Genomic DNA, 19,964 nt, shown 5'->3' with positions numbered 1-19,964 from the left:
TCAGTTGGTGCGACCTGCGTCAGCCGTGACTGACTCACCCGGCAACAACTGACTCAACCGCGCTCGCGCTCACGGCGAGAGCGCGCCGCGCGTACGTCATCACCGCCCGCGGTTCGGGCCCCCACGTACGACGCGAGGTGCTGGCCCGTCCGGGTCGAGGGGGCGGCCACGAGGTCGGCCGGCGTCCCCTCGAACACGACGCGGCCACCGTCATGACCGGCGCCGGGGAGGTCGATGATCCAGTCGACGTGCGCCATGACGGCCTGGTGGTGCTCGATGACAACGACGTTCTTGCCCGCGTCGACGAGTGCGTCGAGCAGTTCGAGCAACGTGCGGACGTCGGCGAGGTACAGGACCGTCGTCGGCTCGTCGAGGATGTACGTGCCGCCCTTGTCGCCCATGTGTGTCGCAAGCTTGAGGCGCTGGCGCTCGCCGCCCGACAGCGTCGTCAGGGGCTGACCGATGCGCAGGTAGCCGAGTCCGACGTCGTGCAGCCGGTCGAGGATCTTCGTGGCCGCATCCTTGCTCAGCATCGAACGCTGGACGCGCGGGATGACGCCCTCGTACGTGAGGTTGACGCCGTCGACGTTGATCTTCGTCGGCTCCTTGTGCAGGAGGTTGTCGAGCTCGCGCTTGGAGTAGTCCTTGATCGGCTTGTCCATGTCGAAGAACTTCGAGCAGGCGAAGATGCGGCCGTACCAGCCGTCCATCGTCATGCCGGGACGGTGAGAGCGCCCTCGGCGAGCGACTTGGCCTTGTCGAAGAGCTGATCGAGGCCGAAGTCGCTGACGCTGCCGCGCCCCTCGCAGCGCACGCACATGCCCCCGGTGACGGTGAACTGCCGCACCTCGCGGGTGCCGTCGGCTTCTGAGGGAGCCCGACCCGAAGCCGACGCGACGATGAACGAGTACGCCCGCGGGCCGCCGAGGCTCGGCGTCGCGATGCGCGAGAACAGGATGCGCAGCATCGCATTGACATCGGTGACGGTGCCGACCGTCGAGCGCGGATTCGCGCCCATGCGTCACGGAAACCGGCCCTGCGAATATGTACGAAAATCGCAGATGTGCACCCCCGACCAGGCGCAGAACGCCACGTTGTCGGTGGCCACGTCTAGGGTGAGCGGCGTGACGATGCCAGCGCCCCGCACCGACCCGCCGAACAGGCCGGCTGCGTCCTTCGGCACCCCGCCCGCGGCCACGAATTCGACTGCGCCTCTTGGCAGCTCCTCACGTGCACGTCGTCGTGCCGCGAACGTCGCCATCATCGTCGGCACCATCTTCTCCGCGTCGCTGGCCGCGGCCTACGTCACCCCGCGCATGGACGGCGCGGCGCCCGGCGGCTCGGGCAACGCGCTCAGCGTCACCGCGTTTCTCGCCTCGATCGCAGCGTCCGTCGGCCTGTGCTGGCGGCTGCGTTCGACGACGGCGCTGCTCGTCACCGCTGCCCTCGCGTGCCTGCCCGGCCTCGTCCTGCCCACCGACAGTCTGCCCGCGCTCATCGCGATGGCGAGCGTCATCGTGTGGCACCCTGACGTCCGCGCGCACGTCGCCGTCAGTGCCGCTGCCACGCTGACGACGTTCGTCGCCGTCTGGCGTGACTCGCGCGGCACCCGCGACGGCACGAGTTTCTGGAACAGCATCGAGCACCCTGACGGCTCGTCCGGCTCGTGGCCGGCGATGCCGTGGTGGCAGGTCGCGCTCATCACCGCCCTGCTCGTCGGCCTGTTCGCGGGGGTGGCGCTCGTGCGTCGCAGCCGCCGTGACGCCTCGCGCGCCGCCGCCGTCGCGCACCACGAACGCGCCCATGCCCAGCAGGCGCAGGCGCAGGCGCGGCAGTCGGACGTCCGCGCGCAACACGCCGTCAGACAGGCGGACGAGGCGCGCGCCCGGGCCCAGCAGACGCAGGCAAAGGTGCATGATCTCGGCCGGCAGATGGCGGAGAAGGACGAGCGCGAGGCCCTCGCACGCGAGGTGCACGACGTGCTCGGCCACCGCCTCAGTCTGCTGTCGATGCAGGCCAACGCTCTCGAGATCGAGGCGCAGGAGGCGGGTTCGCGTGACGTCGAGGATCGCGCACGGCAGATCCAGGAGGGCGCGGCCGGTTCGATGACGGATCTGCGTTCGCTGCTCGCGATGCTGCGCACCGGCGCGACCGACGAGTCGGCGGATCACCACGATCTGGCCGACATCGCCGATCTCGTGCGCGAGTGCATCGACGCGGGCACGCCCGTCAGCTCGAACGTGTTCGTCGATCAGTCGCACCCGCTGGACCCCGTCATCTCGCGCAGCGCGTACCGCATCACCACCGAACTGCTGACGAACGCGCGCAAGCACGCGCCGGGCTCTCTCGTGCAGCTCGACATCCGCGGTGACGCGCGCGGTGGCATCACGATCTCGACGACCAACCCGCTGCCCGATGTCGCGCGCGCTGCCCGATCGGATGGTTCGGGAACCGGCCTGACGGGCGTGGCGCGGCGCGCTCAGGACGTCGGAGGATCGTTCTGGGCAGGCCCGTCACCCGACGGTCGCCGCTTCACCGCGAGCGCCACGCTGCCGTGGACGATGCCGCGTGTCTGACGACGGCTCGATCCACGGCACCACACGTGTCGAATGCGACGAGAGTACGAAAGCAGTTGAGCATGAACGACATTGACCGCCCCGACGGCGCATCCCTTCCGGCCCATGACGGCGCTGAGCGCGCGATCCGCGTCATGGCCGTCGACGACGACCCTATGGTGCTCGACCTCATCCGCGTCATGCTCAAGGCCGCGCCCGGTATCGAACTCGTCGCGACGGCGAGCGACGGCGATGAGGTGATCGGGGTCGTCACAGCACATCACCCGGATGTCGTCCTCATGGACGTGCGTATGGAGCGCATCAACGGCATCGACGCGACGCGCGCACTGACGAGGCGGCCGAACGCACCGCGCGTCATCATTCTCACGACGTTCGACGAGCAGGAGTACGTGCCGCAGGCGATGGACGCCGGTGCCGTCGGGTTCATCCTCAAGGCGTCGGCGCGCGAGGCGCTGTACGGCGCGATCCGCGACGCACACGAGGGGCGCAGCCCCATGTCGCCCGCGAGCGCTGCGCATCTGCGCACCGGATACCTCGACGCCGGGGGCGCCGCGCGCATGGACGCTCGCGCGAAGCTCGCACGGTTGAGTGACCGTGAGCGCGAGATCGTCGAGATGGTGGCGCAGGAGATGTCGAACCCCGCCATCGCCGCCGAATTGTTCTTGAGCGAGAGCACGGTGAAACAACACCTGACGTCGGCCGCCACCAAACTCGGCGTGACAGGCCGCGTCGGCATCGCGATGGTCCTGGCCCGGGCGGAATAGCGTCGAGGATGCGGTTCCTCACAGACGGCAGCCACGACCCGAACGGAGGCGCACCCGTGGCGCGGTGCCCGTCCGGCGCGCTCGAGGTGCACGAACACGACGCGATTTCCTGACGGTTTCCTCGGACGCGACGACTCACCGCCTCATCTCTTCATCTCGCGGGCTGACGCACATGAGGAAGCCTGACGCGCTTACCACCAGCACTCGCGCCACCCAGCGCACGAGGGGGGATCGTCAGCGAGCCGAGTCGAGGCGCGCCATATGAGCGTCGCTGAGCTTCGGAGCAGCCAGTGCGGCGTCGAGCTGCTCGAGCGAACTTGCCCCGACGATTGGGCGCATCGACGGGCTGCCCTGCACGAGCCAGGACAGCACGACCTGCCCGGGCTGCGCGCCCAGTTCGTCAGCCACCGACCGCAGCGCCGAGAGGCGACGCGTCGTCCCCGGGTGGTCGTAGACCTCGGGCAGCGGCCGGTCGTCACGGTCGTACGCACCCTGGATCAGCGGGCTGTAGGCCCAGCACTCGAGGTCGTCATGCGTCTCGAGATAGCCGATCGTCTCGTCGCTGACGAACCCGAAACGGTGATCCTTGCCCGGCACCTGCGTGTCGGGGCGCGGGCGGACGTACGACGTCGTCAGCTGCAGCGCCGTGAACGGCTCGACGCCCTGCTCGGCGGCCAGCATGCGTGCCTGCTCGACGCGCCACGTCGAGTGGTTGCTGACACCGAGCCGGCTCACCTTCCCTCGCGCGACAAGGGAACCCAGCGCCGCGACGACGTCGGGCATCGGCGTCGAACGATCCTCACCGTGCGCCCAGTAGACATCGACGACGTCGATGCCGAGACGTTCTCGGCTTCGCTCGAACTGGGTGGCGATGACGTCAGGCGCGAGGCCCTCCCACTCGGTGAAGTCGCCGGCCCGCGCCGGTTCCTGACCCACCTTCGTCGCAATCGTCAAACCTTCGCGGATGCCGGCGTTGGCGCGCAGCCACGCCCCGATCGTCTGCTCGCTCTGGCCGCCCGCACCCGTCGGATTCGCCCAGAACGCATAGCAGTTGGCCGTGTCGAGCGTGCGCCCACCGGCGTCGACGTAGCGATCCATGAGGGCGAATGACGTCGCCCCGTCCGTCTTCGTGCCGAAATGCATCGTGCCGAGGACGAGATGCGGGGCGATCCAAGAAGTCATGCGCCCATCCAACACGCAGCTGGCCACGCACCTCAACGTGGAGGGGCGGCCTCGAGACCCCCTGATCCCGCCGGTCCACAGGAAACCCCTCGCCGCACACGCCGGGCCAAGAAGTGCCTCGTGCGATCTCGTAGCCCGGCGGCGGCGCGCGAAACACACGAGATAGAGCACTGCCGTGCGGTGCGCCGGCACGCCATCACCACCGGCCTCGACGGAACCACCACACCCCGCGCGCACGTCACACCAGCACACCATCGAGGGAAGCAAGACATGCGCCGGTCCATCATCATCACCATCGCCGTCGCGGTGCTGGGCATCATCGGCGCCGTTTCGGCGTTCGCGCTGTCGTCCCGAATCGGTGCCCCAGGCGGGCACGGCGGATCGGAGCCGGCACAGCCGGACCCGGCGATCGCGCGCGACATCGAGAACGCCGTGCGCCACCAGCCTGGCGTGGCGAATTCGCGCGTCGTCATGAAGGTCAACTGCATCGACGGCTGCCAGGGCCGTGACCATGAGTTCACGGTCGACGTCACCCTGACGGACGACGCCAGCGCACGCCACGTGCTCGACGTCAACCGCACGATCAACGAGCTCTACCCGCGCACGGCTCCGCCGGAGTGGGCACGTTCTCCCGGGCGAATCCGCTTCAGCCTGCACTCGCCGCCGGACGGTGCTCTCATCGTGCCGACCTCCAACGGCAGCCACGGCATGGCTTCGTCACCGACCAGGGCCAGCGCGTTGACGAGCACGCAGGTCGACGCGTTCTTGGCGGCTGCCCGCGTCAACCCGTCGTCGTCGGCGTCATGGTCGTCGTCAGGCAGGGACGACGCGCCGTCGCTCGTCGTTCGCTCCACCATCAAGACCAGCGATTGCGCGACGCTCGACGCGACGGCCGCGAACACCGTCACCGCGCTGTCGGCGATACGCCGCAAGGGCACGCCAGCGGAGTTTCACTTCCGGTGCGAGCACGCCGCGGGTGAGGTGCCGATCGGCGCGACGACGCACACGACCGGATGGTCGACGATGACCGACACCCTGTCGCGGCTCATGACCCCGCCGGCGGGCAGCGGGTCGTACCGACGTGACGGCGTCTACCTGAAGTACAAGCACGACGGCGCCGTCCTCACGGTGACGGGCGAACCGTCGAATGCGACGTCCGAGGTGAAGAACGACGCGACGACGGTCGTGGCGCAGCTTCGCGCACTCGAGGTGCCGACGCCCACGCTGGACCTGCGGCCCGCACCGTGACCGGCGGCGCTCGACGGTGAGCGCATGACGCGTCATGAACACGCGAACGCCCGGCACCCCTCGTCGGGGCGCCGGGCGTTCGTCGAGGCTCAGGCCTGGGCTGCGGTCTCTTCGCTCTCGGCGCGACCGCAGTTGCACCCGCCGCAGCCGCAGCCGCCACCGGCGCCCATCCCGGCTTCGCGGGCCTTGGCGTCGGCCTCCATCTTGGCGCGGATGTCGTCCATCGGCAGCTCACGGATCTGACGGATCAGGTCCTCGACGGCCGCCGCGGGCAGCACGCCCGAGTTGGAGAACACCATGAGGCCGTCGCGGAACGCCATGAGCGTCGGGATGGACTGGATGTTCGCGGCCGCCGCGAGCTCCTGCTCGGCGTCGGTGTCGACCTTCGCGAAGACGATGTCGTCGTGCTTCTCGCTCGCCGCTTCGAACACGGGCGCGAACTGACGGCACGGGCCGCACCAGGCCGCCCAGAAGTCGACGAGGACGATGCCGTTGTTCTCGATGGTCTCGGTGAACTTCTCACCGGTCAGTTCGATGGTTGCCACAGGCCTTGCTCCTCGAAAAAAGATTGTGGTTCGTCGGCCATTCAAACAAACACCGGAGGCAATCTCTTCCCGCCGCGCTCGCCCGCCAGAACCGCTCGCCGCGCGGGCCGTGGAACCGGCGCGCGGGCGTTGCCGTCCAAACACCATGACAACGACACGACGCTGGCCGCTGACGGTGGCACTCGCCCTGGTGGTGGCGCTGATCGCGGCCGGTGTCGCCGTCGTCAACCTCACAAGGCACGATTCCTCGTTCCGCGAACCGACCCAGCCGGCGCCTGCCTACGCACATGCTCTCGAGGAGCAACTCGAAGAGCGGCCCGGCGTGGCACGGGTTCGCGCCGAGGAAGCGATCGAGTGCATCGACGGCTGCAAGGGTCAGCGCTACGGGTTCGACGTCGCCATCGACCTCACGGACGACGCGACGGCCGCGAACGCTCGGGACGCCGCGGCCTTCGTCCGCAGCCGCTACCCCGAGGGCGCGCACCCAATGGCGGCAAACATCCCAGCGTCCATCCACTTCTTCACCGCCGGGTTGAACGCGAGCGGCGACAACAGCCTCGCCGTGACCACCTCCGGCCCAGCCCTGACGACGGCGCAGGCGCAGGCCTATCTCGACGTGGCGCGCACGAACCCGCGGACGGAAGCGCGCTTGCTCCCCGACCGCGCACAGCCCGCGGCGAAGGCGACCTTCGTCGTAGAATCCGACGTCATCGCAACGAAGTGCGAGGATCTCGACCGAGTGACCGCTCCGACGGTCGCCGTCCTGCGCAAGGCGGCCGGCACCGACGGCATAAGCACGCATCTGACCTTCCGGTGTGCGCAGACGTACGCCACCGTCGCCGTGGGTCCGACGACGTGGACCCACGGATGGTCGGATGCCGCGACGGCCTTGAGCACACTGGAAGCGACGCCGCAATCGAGCGCCGCGGAGAGGCCCTACGTTCGCCTCGGCGTGCGAGACGGCGCAACACGCCTGACGGTGAGCGCCCGCTCCGACGACGCGGTGAGTCCGGAAACCCGCCGTCGTGCGGGCGTCGTCATCGAGCGCCTTCGCACGGTGGGCGCGGTGAATCCTCAGCTCGATCTCGACTGAGTCGCCCTCGCCTGACTCGACGTCGACGTCACGCCTCCAGGCGAGGCGGGCGGCGCCGATAGCTCGCTGGCGTCGCCGACATCCGAATCGGGTTGGCGACCTGCGCGACGCCCTCGACGTCGACGCGCATGTCGAGGCCGACCGACTCGGCGAGCGCGAACGCCTGCGCGAGATCGTTGACGGGCCCGGCGGGCACACCGGCGTCCGCGAAACGCTCGGCCCATTCCTGCGCGCCATGTGCCGACAGCACCTCGAGCATCAGCGGGACGAGGTCGTCGCGATGCTCGACCCGCGCGGAGTTGGTCGCAAAGCGGGCGTCCTGCGTCCACTCGTCGTGACTGAGCACCTCTGCGGCGCAGGCGAACTGGCGATCATTGCCGACGGCGATGGCGAGCGGCCGATCCGCAGTCTCGAACACTTCATACGGCACGAGCGACGGGTGACGGTTGCCCATGCCGCGCGGCACGGCCCCCGTCATGACGTGCGCGCCGGCCTGATTCGTCAGCGCCGATAGCAGTGACGACAGCAACGACACCTCGACGCGTTGCCCCTCCCCCGTCGCGTCGCGATGCCGCAACGCCGCGAGCATGCCGACGGCAGCATGCAGACCGGTGACGACGTCGACGAGCGCGACGCCGACCTTCGTCGGCTCGTCAGACGGCCCGGTCACCGACATGAGGCCACCGACGGCCTGCACGAGCAGGTCGTACCCGGGCAACGACGACTCGCCGAAACCGGTGATCGAGACGTACACGACGCCCGGGTTCCACTCGCGCACCTGCTCATACCCGAGCCCCAGCCGCGCCATCGTCCCCGGCAAGAAATTCTCGACGACGACGTCGGCGCGCGTCACGAGATCGCGTGCGTCGGCGAGATCGTCCGGCTCGCGAAGATCCCAGAACTCGCTGCGCTTGTTGCGGTTGACCGACAGGAAGTACGTCGCCTCCCCGTCCTCTGTGAACGGCGGACCCCAGGCGCGCGTGTCGTCACCGCCGTCAGGGCGCTCGATCTTGACGACGTCGGCGCCCAGGTCGCCGAGCAGCATCGTCGCGTAAGGGCCGGCCAGGACGCGGCCGAAGTCGGCGATGAGCAGGCCGTCGAGAGCTGATGGCACGCAGGCTCCTCGAGGAAAAGTTGGACGAACGAACGTGGACGAGATTCGCCGATGGGGACAGGAATCGCAGATGAGGCGGGCGGGCGACGCTCAGCGACCCGCCGGGCGGGCGTCATCGGACGACGGTGCGTCCGGCGCGTCACCCCAGGCGGAGCCGAAGTCGCGATCGAGTTCAGTCACCGTCTTGTTGCGCAGCCCCCACAGGTACACGGCGAGCGACACTGCGACGCACGCGAGCAGGTAGACGCGGAAGCCCTTCTCGTTGCCATGGGAGGCGAACCAGGTGCCGATGTAGGGCGCGGTGCCACCGAAGACGGCGTTCGCGAGGCCGTATCCGAGTCCGACGCCGAGGGCGCGCACGCGCGTCGGGAAGAGCTCGGCCTTCGCGACGGCGTTGACCGACGTGTAGAACGCGACGATGAGCAGCGCGAACATCTGCAACCCGAACGCCGCGAGGCCCGATTCGACCGAACGGATCGCGCCCAGCACCGGCCACGTGATGATGAGCGAGCCCACGCCGAAGATGAGCAGCATGGTGCGTCGCCCGATCTTGTCGGACAGCAGTCCGTACAGCGGCTGCACGATCATGAACACCGTCAGCGCGCACAGGTTGACGATCGAGACGGTGTCCGCGTCGAGCCCCGCCACCTTCTTCATGTAGCTCTGCATGAGGGTCGTGTAGACGTAGAACGATGTCGTCCCGCCGATCGTCAGGCCGACGACGACGATGAACGGCCGCCAGTACTCGCGGAACAGCAGGCCGAGCGAGCCCTTGTTCTCGGTCGAGGTACCTGCCGCCGCGCCACCCGAGGTGGTATCCGCGACGTCAGCCGTCTCGTCCATGCTGCGCCGCAGCCACAGCACGACGAGTGCGCCCGCGGCGCCGATGAAGAACGGCAGACGCCACCCCCAGGTGTGCATCTGCTCCTTGTCGAGCACGTGCTGGAGGACGACCTGCAGCAACGCTGCGAGCACCTGGCCGCCGACGAGCGTCACGTACTGGAAGCTCGAGTAGAACCCGCGACGGTTCGGCGTCGCGATCTCCGACATGTACGCGGCCGTCGTCCCGTATTCACCGCCGACGCTGAAGCCGCTGATCGCGCGCCCGACCCAGAGCAGGACGGTCGCCCAGATGCCGATCCGGTCGTACGTCGGCGCCGCGCCGATCATGAGGGTGCCGAGCGCCATGAGCAGCACCGACGTCGTCAGGGCGGCGCGGCGGCCCTTGCGGTCGGCGTAGCGTCCGAAGAACCACGACCCGATGGGCCGCATCAGGAACGTGATGGCGAAGACGGCCCACGTGTCGAGCAGCGCCTGCGTCTCATCGCCCTTGGCGAAGAAGTTCGACGCGATGTACGTCGTGAAGATCGCGTAGTTGTAGAAGTCGAACCACTCGATGAGATTGCCGAGCGAACCACGCGCGACATTGCTCATCACCGAGTTGCGACGCTCACCGCCGACGCGCGGGGCGGATGCTGTTGAGCTCATGGGATCCTCTCGGGGCGAACGTGGACGCCGTTCGCCGATGTGGACGAAAATCGCGAAGGGGGACAGGAATCGCAGATGGGGACAAGAGGTGCAGATGTGGACGAGAATCGCGGTGCAGTCAGACGCGAAAAGCCACCTTCATCGACGGCCGATACAACCTGCACCCTATGTGGTGATCGACGCCACGGGTGTGCGTGCCGCCACACGATGTCGTACCCGCGAGTAGCGTCCAAGTAGGCTGACCACCGAACCACGCCGCTTGCGAAGGAGGGCCCGATGCGCATCGCGCTGTCCTCCTATCGCAGCAAGCCGCACAGCGGCGGCCAGGGCATCTACGTGCGTCACCTCAGCCGCGAACTCGCCGCTCTCGGCCACGACGTCACCGTCTTCTCCGGCCCTCCCTACCCCGAACTGGACGACGCCCGCCTTGTGGCTGGCCGTGCGACTGACCGGGCCACGGGTCCAGCGAGTCGCCAGACGTCGTCAGCCAAGCGGGCCGGCGCGACGGCGAGCATCGAGCCGATGAGCATCGAGCCGACGAGCATCGAGCGGGCGAGCGTCGAGCCGCCGAACCCCGGCAGACTGCGCCTCGAGAAGCTGGCGAGCCTCGACCTCTACAACGATGACGACCCGTTCCGCCACCCCGATCCACGCGAACTGCGCGACCGCATCGACGTCGTCGAATACGCGGGGATGCTCTCGGGTTCGTTTCCCGAACCACGCACGTTCGGGATGCGACTGGCGCGCGAGATGCGTTCGCGGTCAAGAGAGTTCGACGTCCTGCATGACAACCAGACGCTCGCGCCGGGCCTGCTCGACATCGCGCGCGGTGGCCTGCCCGTCGTCACGACGATCCACCACCCGATCAGCGCCGACCGCCGCCTCGAGATCGAGGCCGCGACGAACCCGTGGCGCAAGTACACGAAATGGCGTTGGTACTCGTTCGTGCCGATGCAGGCGCGCGTCGCCCGTGCGAGCAGCCGCATCATCACCGTGAGCGAGACGAGCCGCGACGACATCGTCCGAGAATTTGGGGTCGACCCCGAACGCATCAGCATCATCCCCGTCGGCGTCGACGTCGAGACGTTCACGCCCGACGCCGGCGTCGCGAAGAATGCACCTGGGATCGCCGTCGAGACGTCGGCCCCGGGCGTCGACGTCGAGACGTTCTGGCCTGACGGTTCGGCGCGCCACCGCGTGCCCGGACGCCTCACGACGATCACGAGCGCGAACGTGCCACTCAAGGGGTTGAGTGTGCTCATCGACGCGCTCGCTTTCCTACCGCAGGACGCGTGGCGCGAACTCGTCGTCGTCGGCACACCGAACCGCGCGGTCGAGACCCAACTCGAAGCCCTCGGGTTGTCCCCTCGCGTCCGGTTCGTCAGCGGCATCAGCGACGACGACCTCGCGGGTCTGCTCGCGAGCGCCGCCGTCCACGTCGTGCCGAGTCTCTATGAAGGTTTCTCGCTGCCCGCGGTCGAGGCCATGGCGTGCGGCACACCCGTCGTCGCGACGCGCGTCGGCGCGCTGCCGCAACTCGTGCACGGCACCGACGGCGAGACGTCGGCTGTCACCGGCAGCGCAGGCAGGGTTCCCGCCGCCCACGGCGGGAGCGCGGGCCCACGCGCCCACGCGACGGGCGAGGCGGACACGAGCGCTGACGCCGACGGCTCCGACGCCGGCATCCTCGTCGAGCCAGGTGATGCGCACGCCCTCGCGGGCGGAATCGTCAGCCTGCTCGAATCCGAGGAGACCCGAACACGATTCGGACGCGTCGGTCGCCGTCGCGCCGTCACGACATACTCATGGCGGGCTGTCGCCGAGGCGACAGCCGCCGTCTACACCGAGGAGATCGCCCGATGCTGACCGTCGACTTCAACCGCTTCACCCTGGGCCCGGGCATGACGGTGCTCGACGTCGGGTGCGGGCAGGGGCGTCACAGCTTCGAGGCGCTGCGTCGCGGCGCGGACGTCACGGCGTTCGACTTCAGCCAGTCCGACCTCGACGAGGTGCAGACGATGTTCGACGCCATGGCCGCCGAGGACCAGGTGCCTGCGAGCGGCGCCTACCGCACCGTCCAGGGTGACGCCCGCGCGATGCCGTTCGACGACGCGAGCTTCGAGCGCGTCATCGCCTCCGAAGTGCTCGAGCACATCGTCGAGGATGACGCCGCCATCGATGAGATCGTGCGCGTGACCAAGCCCGGCGGCCTCGTCGCCGTGACGGTGCCGCGGTACTGGCCCGAGAAGATCTGCTGGGCCCTGTCGACGCCGTACCACGAGGTCGAGGGTGGCCACGTGCGCATCAACAAGGCGAGCGAGCTCGTCGGCAAGCTCGAAAAGCGTGGCCTGACGACGCTCGGCACGCACCACGCGCACGCGCTGCACTCGCCGTACTGGTGGCTCAAGTGCATGGTCGGGGTCGACAACGACACCAACCCCGCCGTCAAGGCGTATCACCGCATGCTCGTCTGGGACATGATGAAGGCGCCGGCGCTGACGCGTCAGGCTGAAAAGGCGCTCAACCCCGTCGTGGGCAAGAGCTTCGTCGTGTACCTGCAGAAGCAGTACTGAGCCCCGTCGCGCCGATGACGCCAGCCCTCACCAGTGAACAAGTCTGCGAGACAGGTCTGTTCATTGCTCGCCTCCAGGGCGACGACGGCGCGCTGCCGTGGTTCGTCGGCGGGCAGTGGGACGCTTGGAACCACACCGAGGCACTCATGGGCCTGACGATCGCCGCCCATGTTTCACGTGAAACCGGATCACCACGTGTCAATCACACCGCCGAGCAGCTGAGCGAACGCGCCCGTCTCGGCCTGCAGCACCTGCGCGAAACGCAGCGTGAGGACGGCTCGTGGCCGATGCACGTGCGAGACGGCGTCGTCGAACAGGACGAGAGCGACACGAACCAGTGCGCCTACCCGGCCGTCGGCGTCTGGCATCTCGCGCTCGTCACCGGCGCAGGGCGCGGCGTCGGCCCCGACCGTGGCATCCTCGCCGAGAACTGGCCGATGGTCCGTGCGGCGATCCGACACGTCCTGACGGCCCAGCGCGACGACGGCACGATCGCCTGGGCGATCAACCGTCGCGGCGGCCTCGGCGACCATGCGTTGCTCACCGGCAACGCCAGCATCCTGCAGTCGCTGTGGGCGGCGGCCGCCATCGCCGACACCCTCGGCCACACCGATGACGCTGCGTCCTGGCGCGAAGCGGGCGCCCGGCTAGCAGAAGCCGTGCGTCAGGTCGAACTGTTCGCCGACCGTCGCCGCTTCTCGATGGACTGGTTCTACCCCGTCCTCGGCGGCGCTCTCGTCGGCGACCACGCGGCCACGCACCTGCGTCGCGACTGGGATCGCTTCGTCATCGAGGGCCAGGGGGTCCGCTGCGTCGACGACCGACCGTGGGTCACCGGCGGGGAGAGCGCCGAACTCGTCATGGCGCTGTGTTGCCTCGACGGCTCGCCGCACGAAGATCGTGCGCGACGCGACGCGCGCGCCGTCTTCGCCGACCTGCAGCACACACGCGACACGAGCGGCGGCTATTGGACGGGCTATGTCGTCGACGACGATGCCGTGTGGCCCGTCGAGCAGACGGGATGGAGCGCCGGGGCGATGCTGCTCGCCGCCGACGCCCTCGACCATCTCACCCCTGCCGCCAACTTCTTCCACGCTATGACGTGGCCGGCCCGCACGCCGAGCCACAGCGCCGTCAGAGACCACGAGGAGCCCCGATGAGCACCCCGCCCCTTCCCCAGGACGTTCTCGACGCCTTCCACGCGACGACCGGTTTCATGCCGGACGACGAGGGGCAGGCGCTGTACGAGGCGGCCGCGAGCGCCCGTCCCGGCACCCGGCTCGAGATCGGCACGTACTGCGGCAAGTCGACGGTGCTGCTCGCGCAGGCGGCGCGCGTCGTCGCCGAATCGTCCGACGCCCCAACGCAGGTGGTGACCGTCGACCATCACCACGGCAGCGAGGAGAACCAGCCCGGCTGGGAGTGGCACGACACGTCGATGGTCGATGAGCACTCGGGTCTGCTCGACACGCTGCCCGCATTTCGTCGCACCTGGGACGAGCACGTCAAGGACGTCGTCAGCATCGTCGTCGCGACGACGGCGCAGGTCGCGACGTGGTGGCGCACCCCCGTCGAGTTCCTCTTCCTCGACGGCAACCACGTCGAGGAGATGGCGCAGCACGACTACGCGGCGTTCGCGCCGCACGTCAGCGTCGGCGGGTTGCTCGCGGTGCACGACGTCTTCCCCGACCCGAATGACGGTGGGCAGGCACCGTGGCATGTCGTCGAACGCGCCCTGGGCGACGGCTTCGAGCAGGTGTCGCAGACGGGCTCGTTGCGCATCCTGCGGCGCCGCTGACCCCGGCAACCAGATTTCGGCCTCTCCGCCACCGAATTGGCGCCCCTTGCACAACTTATGAGTCGGATCTCATAATGAGTGAATGAACGGGACGCCTGCGGCCGTCACCGTCAGCCTGGGGGGAGGCCGATGAGCAATCCGATGACGAGCTTGGTGCTCGACGAGGGGATGAGCGTCGAACTGCGGGGGCAGTTGGCGCTGTGTGAGGACGAGGTCGTCCTGACTGGCTGTGGGATGCTGCCGCTCGGTTCGCCGCCGCATCTGACGTGGGAGCAGACGCCCTTCGTAGCACTGGCCACCGACTGCGCGAAGAAGGCGCGGCCGCTCGTGGGGCAGCCCGTGTTCGGGCGTGGGACGTGGACCGGGTACGAGATCAGTGCGTGCGAACTCGAGCCGGGGGACGCTTGGGCGCACGCACACGACATCCCCGATCCGCTGACGAAGGACCGCACCCCGGTCAGCGCGCACGTGCGCTCCGTCGAGGCCGGCCTGTTCTCGAGCGGCGCCATGCTGCGTCGCGTCCGTTTTCTCGACGCCGGGCGACCGCGCGTCATCGCCAGCGCCACTGACGTCGAGCTCACGACGCGACTGCTCACACCCATCTACGGTGATGCGCTCGAGGTGCATCGCAGCCGCTGGAGCATCAGCGAGGTGCGTGGCCTCGACGACATCCTCAACGACCTGCCCGAGGACAAGGTGCTCAAGATCGAGTACCGCATGGACGGTGACGGCACGATCAGCCGCAAGCTGCGCGTCAACTACGTCGACGATGACCTCGCGCGCTCCCTCGCCCCGTTTCCGCCCGAGATGCTCGCCGTCTACGCCGTCGTCGAACCCAAGGGCGCGCCGCAGGATCGCGACCCCTGGTTTCCCGCGCGACCCCGGCATCTCGCGCGTCCGGCCGGCACCCCCGATGTGCCGACGCTCGAACACGTGCGCGTGTAGCGCGCGAGTGGCCCGGCACCCGGCAGTGCAGACCGCGCACCGCCGCGCAGGCCTGTGGGGCCTGCGCGGCGAGCTTGTCTCGTGATTCAGCGACGTCGGGTGGCGACCAAGCTCGTCGCCGTCACCGTCAGCAGCGACAGGACGATGACGCTGAGCGAGACGGCCGTCGACGGCGTCCACACCCACGACCAGACGTCGTGCGCCCAGTGCGCGATGAGCTTGTATCCGATGAACGCGAGGATGACGGCGAGACCGTAGCCGAGGTGTACGAGCTTGCCGAGGACGCCCTCGACGAGGAAGTACAGCGCGCGCAGACCGAGCAGCGCGAACGCGTTCGTCACGAAGACGAGGTACGGGTCGGACGTGATGCCGTAGACGGCGGGCACCGAGTCGAGCGCGAACAAGGCGTCCGTCGCGAGGACGGCCAGCGTCACGACGGCCAGAGGCGTCAACGCGCGACGGACGGACCGACCGGTAGCGCCGGCGTCAGCGTCTTCTCGCACGAGCATCGCGGAGCCGCGGTAGCCGTCGGTGACGGGGAAGAAACGGCGGATGACCTTGACGATGCGCATGTCACCCGGGTCGACGGTGTGGTCGTCGCCCTGACGGGTGTCGCACCAGACCTTCACGGCCGTCCACAGCAGGAACGCGCCGAAGATGACGAACATCCAGGCGAAGTTCGAGAGCAACTGCGCGCCGAGCGCGATCATGATGGCGCGCATGACGAGGGCGCCGGCGACGCCGATGAGGAGCACCCGCTGCTGGTACACCTTGGGCACGGCGAACGCCGTCAGCAGCATCATGAACAGGAACAGGTTGTCGACGCTGAGTGACTTCTCGACGAGGTAGCCGGTGTAGAACTCGGTGCCCGTCGTCGAGCCGTGCGCGCTCCACAACCAGGCGCCGAACGCGACCGGCAACGCGATGTAGAACGTCGACCAGGCCGTCGCTTCCTTGAGCGATACCTCGTGAGGTTTGCGCGTGACGAGGAAGTCGAGCGCGAACAGGACGATGAGCCCGATGAGCGTCACGGCCCAGAGAGTGGGGGTGGCCAGGGAGTGCATGGAACTACCTCAGATCGCATGAGTGACGAACTGAGGTCTCCTTCGCCGCGGAACGATCCGCCGCTCTCGAACCGGGAGCGCGCATGATCGCGCTCGTATTGACCGGAGCCGAGACGTGGGAAGTACTCCCCTCGCTAACCATCATAGCCGATCTGCGGGCCCTGCCCCACTCGACGAGCAGGCTTTCTTGATTCGTTCCAGAAATCGCGGCATCATGGAGGCATGACGACGACGCCCGCCACCGATCCGCGCACCATGCTGCGTCAGGTGAACCTGCGGATCACCGGCCCGCGCGTCGCCATCCTCGACGCCCTCGAGACGCGCCCCCACTCTGATGCGGAGACCGTCATCCAGGCGGTGCGCGACAGTTACGGCAAGGTCTCGACTCAAACCGTCTACGACGCCCTGCATGCGATGACGGCGCACGGCATCATCCGCCGCATCGAGCCGGCCGGCCAATCCGCGCTCTACGAACGACGCGTCGGCGACAACCACCACCACCTCGTGTGCCGACAATGCGCGACGATCGTCGACATCCCCTGCGCCGTCGGCGACACACCGTGCCTGACGGCGGCGCACGAGTCCGAACTCAGCGAGGGGTTCGACATCGACGAGGCCGAGGTGACGTACTGGGGCATCTGCCGCGCGTGCCGCGAGGGCGCTGCCGCAGCTCCCGCGGCGTCACCCGTCGTCGGCTGAGCCGCGCCCGAGGTTGCCGGGTCGCACGCGGGAGAGCATGGGGGCATCCGCGATCCGGTTCATCCCGACATTCGCGGGGTCGCCCGTGAGACGGTGGCTGACGTGACGAGCACACCCACCCTGCGTCCCGAGGTCGATGCGTCCGACGTCGAAGCCGCCGCCGAGCGCCTCACCGACCTGCTCCACCCCACGATGCTGTTCGAGAGCAGCCGCCTGTCGACGAAGTTCGGCGCGAGCGTCGTGCTCAAGCGCGAGGATCAGCAGCCGGTGCGCTCGTACAAGATTCGCGGAGCGAGCAACCTCATCGCGCAGCTCGACGACGACGCGCGCGCGGCGGGCGTCGTCTGCGCGTCGGCCGGCAACCATGCCCAGGGCGTCGCATACGCGTGCTCGCGCCTCGGCGTGAAGGCGACGATCTTCCTGCCCCGCACGACGCCCCGTCAGAAGCGTGAGCGGGTTCGAGTGCTCGGCGGGCCGTGGGTCGAGACGGTCGTGGAGGGCGACACGTATGACGTCGCCGCTACCGCTGCAGGCGAATTCGCTGCGACGACCGGGGCGACGCTCGTGCCCGCGTTCGACGACGTGCGCACCATCGCGGGGCAGGGCACCGTCGCGCTCGAGGCGTTCGCGCAGTGCGAGGCGCAGTACGGCAAGGTGCCGGACGTCGTCGTCGTGCCCGTCGGTGGCGGCGGGTTGCTGGCGGGCATCACGGCGTGGGTGCGGGAGCGCCATCCGTCGACGCGCATCGTCGGCGTCGAACCGGTGGGGGCGCCGTCGCTGCAGGCGGCGCTTGCTGAGGGACGCCCGGTGGCGGTGCCGGTGACCGATCCGTTCGTCGACGGCGCGACGGTCGGTCTGCTCGGCGCGCACACGTACCCGATCATCGCTGCCGGCGGCGTGCCGTGCTTCAGCGTGCCGGAGGGGCAGATCTGCACGGAGATGCTCGACCTGTATCAGAGCGACGGCATCATCGCGGAGCCTGCCGGCGCGCTCGCGCCCGCAGCGTTGCCGGGTGTCGACTTCGCCGGTGGCGAGCTCGTCCTCGCGATCCTGTCGGGCGGAAACAACGACGTGTCGCGCTATGCGGAGGTCGTCGAGCGTTCGCTCGTGTTCGAGGGCCGCAAGCATTACTTCATCGTCGAATTTCCGCAGGAACCCGGGCAGTTGAGGCGTTTTCTCGACGGGGTGCTCGGGCCTGACGACGACATCACGTTGTTCGAGTACACGAAGCGTTCCAACCGCGAGACGGGCCCGGCGCTCGTCGGCCTGGAGTTGGGCGACCCGTCGTCGTTGCCCGATCTGCTTGCGCGGATCGATGCGTCGCCGGCGCGGGTGGAGCGGGTGGATCCCGACTCGCCCCTGTTTCGGATGGTTCTCTGAGGATCTAGTGAACGAAGGTAGGACCGCAGCGCCGTGTCCGTCGAGTACGGCATGGGTGGGGTCACCGCAGCGAAGCGAGGATTGCTCCAGCCATGCCGGGCGCGGGCGGACGCGCATGTCACAGCGAGGATCCTGCCGAAGTGAACGTTGACGAAGAGAACCGAGAAGAATGGTTCTGTAGTTCTCTGACGATCGCTCGATGTTGCCCGGGATCTGGGGCACGGGAGCCCCGAATCCCGGGCAACATCGCGGGTCGGCGTGGTTCGATGGGGTCTTCACGCCCCATCCAAGAGCGTCGCGGAATCACAGCGGAGGTCAACATGGCAGCAGAGCAGTACGAGGTCGTGGCGAGTGACGGCGTCGTCATCCGCGGTCAGCGGTGGTTGCCGGACGGAGAAGCGCGCGCCGTCGTGCAGATCGCTCACGGCATGGCGGAGCATTCGGCTCGCTACGAGCGGTTCGCGCAGGAGTTGAACGCGGCCGGGTACGCCGTCTACGCGAACGATCACCGTGGGCACGGGCGCACCGCCGAGGGTGGTGTGCTCGGTCATTTCGCTGACGATGACGGGTGGGCGCGCGTCGTCGACGACCTGATCCAGGTGACGCGGCGCGCGCAGGCCGAGGTGCCGGGTCGCCCCGTCGTGCTGCTAGGGCACAGCATGGGTTCGCTACTGGTGCGTACGTTCGCGGCGCAGCACGGCGATCTGCTGGCGGGTCTCATCATCTCCGGAACGCCCGCCGATCCTGGGCTGCTGGGCCGCGTCGGACGTCAGGTCGCGCGCGCCGAGGGCCGTCTGCGGGGGCGCACGCACGCGAGCAAGCTCCTCGACACGATGTCGTTCGGGGCGTTCAACAAGCAGTTCGCGCCTGCGCGCACGGACTTCGACTGGCTCTCGCGCGACGAGGCCGCCGTCGATGACTACGTCGCCGACCCGTTGTGCGGGTTCGTCTGCAGCGACGCGTTCTACGCCGACATGCTGGGCGGGCTGCGCCTCGTCAACCGGCGTTCTTTCGCGGCCGGCACGCCGTCGGATCTGCCGGTCCTCGTCATCTCCGGCGAGGCCGACCCGGCCGGCGACAACGGCAAGGGCGTGCGACCCGTCGCCGATCTGCTGCGCGGCGTCGGCGTGCACGACGTCACCCTGACGCTCTACCCCGGCGCGCGCCACGAGATCCTCCACGAGACGAACCGCGACGAGGTCGTCGCCGACATCCTCGCCTGGCTCGACGCCCACGTCTGAGCCGCCGCGGGGCGAGAGGTCGTCGCCCCGGCAATCGCCTGCGTCACCGGTCGACCTTGCCACCATCTTCAGTGGTCTGTTCGTGGCGCCGTGGCGCGGCTTGCGAAAGTGGACGGCACTCGCCGATGGGGACAGGAATGACCGATGTGTCCAGGAATCACGGAGGGGGCCGAGACTCGCAGATGTGGACGTGAATCGCACAGGGGCGCGGTGGAGCGGACACTCGATGCGGCGGGGCGGGCGCACGATGCGGC

Annotated in this window: 17 protein-coding genes and 1 pseudogene; 12 read left to right on the top strand and 6 right to left on the bottom strand. The window is 68.7% G+C overall.

What is annotated here, in order from left to right; all coding sequences use genetic code 11:
- Positions 1-53: 53 nt before the first annotated feature.
- A pseudogene (locus ABH936_RS03530) lies at positions 54-988 on the bottom strand (ATP-binding cassette domain-containing protein); the annotation flags it as partial.
- Between the two features lie 142 nt (positions 989-1,130).
- On the opposite strand from ABH936_RS03530, the gene ABH936_RS03525 reads away from it, so the two are divergent.
- The gene (locus ABH936_RS03525) at positions 1,131-2,576 is read left to right on the top strand and encodes a sensor histidine kinase (protein ID WP_235182055.1); all 1,446 of its coding nucleotides are present in this window, start codon (positions 1,131-1,133) and stop codon (positions 2,574-2,576) included.
- Positions 2,577-2,638: 62 nt separating this feature from the next.
- Complete coding sequence (locus tag ABH936_RS03520) at positions 2,639-3,340, top strand: response regulator transcription factor (protein ID WP_051806265.1); 702 nt, start codon at positions 2,639-2,641, stop codon at positions 3,338-3,340.
- Positions 3,341-3,574: 234 nt separating this feature from the next.
- Here the strand turns inward: ABH936_RS03520 and ABH936_RS03515 are convergent, their stop codons facing one another.
- Positions 3,575-4,522, bottom strand: coding sequence for an aldo/keto reductase (locus ABH936_RS03515; RefSeq protein WP_288756600.1), 948 nt, complete (start codon positions 4,520-4,522; stop codon positions 3,575-3,577).
- 270 nt (positions 4,523-4,792) lie between these two features.
- Here ABH936_RS03515 and ABH936_RS03510 point away from each other — a divergent pair, with 270 nt between their 5' ends.
- The gene (locus ABH936_RS03510; RefSeq protein WP_288756601.1) at positions 4,793-5,770 is read left to right on the top strand and encodes a hypothetical protein; all 978 of its coding nucleotides are present in this window, start codon (positions 4,793-4,795) and stop codon (positions 5,768-5,770) included.
- An 89-nt stretch (positions 5,771-5,859) separates the two neighbouring features.
- Here the strand turns inward: ABH936_RS03510 and trxA are convergent, their stop codons facing one another.
- Entirely contained in the window at positions 5,860-6,315 is a 456-nt protein-coding gene (gene trxA, locus ABH936_RS03505) for a thioredoxin (protein ID WP_038569751.1), read from the bottom strand.
- Here trxA and ABH936_RS03500 point away from each other — a divergent pair.
- Positions 6,263-7,408: a hypothetical protein gene (locus tag ABH936_RS03500; protein ID WP_404602635.1), complete on the top strand. Its 1,146-nt coding sequence runs from the start codon at positions 6,263-6,265 to the stop codon at positions 7,406-7,408. The genes trxA and ABH936_RS03500 overlap by 53 nt on opposite strands.
- A 28-nt stretch (positions 7,409-7,436) precedes the next feature.
- Here the strand turns inward: ABH936_RS03500 and ABH936_RS03495 are convergent, their stop codons facing one another.
- Complete coding sequence (locus tag ABH936_RS03495; protein WP_404602634.1) at positions 7,437-8,522, bottom strand: CaiB/BaiF CoA transferase family protein; 1,086 nt, start codon at positions 8,520-8,522, stop codon at positions 7,437-7,439.
- Positions 8,523-8,612: 90 nt separating this feature from the next.
- Positions 8,613-10,010 (bottom strand): MFS transporter, encoded by a 1,398-nt coding sequence (locus tag ABH936_RS03490; protein ID WP_131941827.1) that lies wholly within the window; start codon positions 10,008-10,010, stop codon positions 8,613-8,615.
- Positions 10,011-10,286: 276 nt separating this feature from the next.
- Here ABH936_RS03490 and ABH936_RS03485 point away from each other — a divergent pair, with 276 nt between their 5' ends.
- From ABH936_RS03485 to ABH936_RS03465, 5 genes are all read left to right on the top strand, one after another.
- Complete coding sequence (locus tag ABH936_RS03485) at positions 10,287-11,876, top strand: glycosyltransferase family 4 protein (protein WP_404602633.1); 1,590 nt, start codon at positions 10,287-10,289, stop codon at positions 11,874-11,876.
- Positions 11,870-12,583 (top strand): class I SAM-dependent methyltransferase, encoded by a 714-nt coding sequence (locus tag ABH936_RS03480; RefSeq protein WP_404602632.1) that lies wholly within the window; start codon positions 11,870-11,872, stop codon positions 12,581-12,583. Before ABH936_RS03485 ends, ABH936_RS03480 begins: the two co-directional genes overlap by 7 nt.
- 14 nt (positions 12,584-12,597) lie before the next feature.
- Positions 12,598-13,743 (top strand): prenyltransferase, encoded by a 1,146-nt coding sequence (locus ABH936_RS03475; RefSeq protein WP_165584472.1) that lies wholly within the window; start codon positions 12,598-12,600, stop codon positions 13,741-13,743.
- Positions 13,740-14,381, top strand: a complete 642-nt coding sequence (locus tag ABH936_RS03470) for a class I SAM-dependent methyltransferase (RefSeq protein WP_006946394.1) — start codon at positions 13,740-13,742, stop codon at positions 14,379-14,381. Before ABH936_RS03475 ends, ABH936_RS03470 begins: the two co-directional genes overlap by 4 nt.
- Positions 14,382-14,522: 141 nt before the next feature.
- The gene (locus ABH936_RS03465) at positions 14,523-15,326 is read left to right on the top strand and encodes a hypothetical protein (RefSeq protein ID WP_006946392.1); all 804 of its coding nucleotides are present in this window, start codon (positions 14,523-14,525) and stop codon (positions 15,324-15,326) included.
- 86 nt (positions 15,327-15,412) lie between these two features.
- Here the strand turns inward: ABH936_RS03465 and ABH936_RS03460 are convergent, their stop codons facing one another.
- Positions 15,413-16,390, bottom strand: a complete 978-nt coding sequence (locus tag ABH936_RS03460; protein WP_404602631.1) for a TerC/Alx family metal homeostasis membrane protein — start codon at positions 16,388-16,390, stop codon at positions 15,413-15,415.
- 222 nt (positions 16,391-16,612) lie between these two features.
- On the opposite strand from ABH936_RS03460, the gene ABH936_RS03455 reads away from it, so the two are divergent.
- From ABH936_RS03455 to ABH936_RS03445, 3 genes are all read left to right on the top strand, one after another.
- The gene (locus ABH936_RS03455; RefSeq protein WP_404602630.1) at positions 16,613-17,089 is read left to right on the top strand and encodes a Fur family transcriptional regulator; all 477 of its coding nucleotides are present in this window, start codon (positions 16,613-16,615) and stop codon (positions 17,087-17,089) included.
- Between the two features lie 93 nt (positions 17,090-17,182).
- Entirely contained in the window at positions 17,183-18,469 is a 1,287-nt protein-coding gene (gene ilvA, locus ABH936_RS03450) for a threonine ammonia-lyase IlvA (protein ID WP_038569768.1), read from the top strand.
- Between the two features lie 320 nt (positions 18,470-18,789).
- Positions 18,790-19,710 (top strand): alpha/beta hydrolase, encoded by a 921-nt coding sequence (locus ABH936_RS03445; RefSeq protein WP_038569770.1) that lies wholly within the window; start codon positions 18,790-18,792, stop codon positions 19,708-19,710.
- Positions 19,711-19,964: the final 254 nt, after the last annotated feature.

This window comes from Dermacoccus sp. GAS27A, from assembly GCF_044909235.1.
GTDB lineage: Bacteria > Actinomycetota > Actinomycetes > Actinomycetales > Dermatophilaceae > Dermacoccus > Dermacoccus nishinomiyaensis.
Note: the sequence above shows the minus strand (reverse complement) of the source record. Positions and strands in the feature narration are given on the sequence as shown.

Bases quoted from the DNA above. Each gene is read 5' to 3' on its own strand.
- ABH936_RS03520 (WP_051806265.1), top strand. From the start codon at position 2,639: ATGAACGACATTGACCGCCCCGACGGCGCATCCCTTCCGGCCCATGAC.
- ABH936_RS03460 (WP_404602631.1), bottom strand. From the start codon at position 16,390: ATGCACTCCCTGGCCACCCCCACTCTCTGGGCCGTGACGCTCATCGGG.
- ABH936_RS03490 (WP_131941827.1), bottom strand. From the start codon at position 10,010: ATGAGCTCAACAGCATCCGCCCCGCGCGTCGGCGGTGAGCGTCGCAAC.
- ABH936_RS03465 (WP_006946392.1), top strand. From the start codon at position 14,523: ATGACGAGCTTGGTGCTCGACGAGGGGATGAGCGTCGAACTGCGGGGG.
- ABH936_RS03475 (WP_165584472.1), top strand. From the start codon at position 12,598: ATGACGCCAGCCCTCACCAGTGAACAAGTCTGCGAGACAGGTCTGTTC.
- ABH936_RS03525 (WP_235182055.1), top strand. From the start codon at position 1,131: ATGCCAGCGCCCCGCACCGACCCGCCGAACAGGCCGGCTGCGTCCTTC.
- ABH936_RS03470 (WP_006946394.1), top strand. From the start codon at position 13,740: ATGAGCACCCCGCCCCTTCCCCAGGACGTTCTCGACGCCTTCCACGCG.
- ABH936_RS03445 (WP_038569770.1), top strand. From the start codon at position 18,790: ATGGCAGCAGAGCAGTACGAGGTCGTGGCGAGTGACGGCGTCGTCATC.
- ABH936_RS03515 (WP_288756600.1), bottom strand. From the start codon at position 4,522: ATGACTTCTTGGATCGCCCCGCATCTCGTCCTCGGCACGATGCATTTC.
- ABH936_RS03480 (WP_404602632.1), top strand. From the start codon at position 11,870: ATGCTGACCGTCGACTTCAACCGCTTCACCCTGGGCCCGGGCATGACG.
- ABH936_RS03510 (WP_288756601.1), top strand. From the start codon at position 4,793: ATGCGCCGGTCCATCATCATCACCATCGCCGTCGCGGTGCTGGGCATC.
- ABH936_RS03455 (WP_404602630.1), top strand. From the start codon at position 16,613: ATGACGACGACGCCCGCCACCGATCCGCGCACCATGCTGCGTCAGGTG.
- ABH936_RS03485 (WP_404602633.1), top strand. From the start codon at position 10,287: ATGCGCATCGCGCTGTCCTCCTATCGCAGCAAGCCGCACAGCGGCGGC.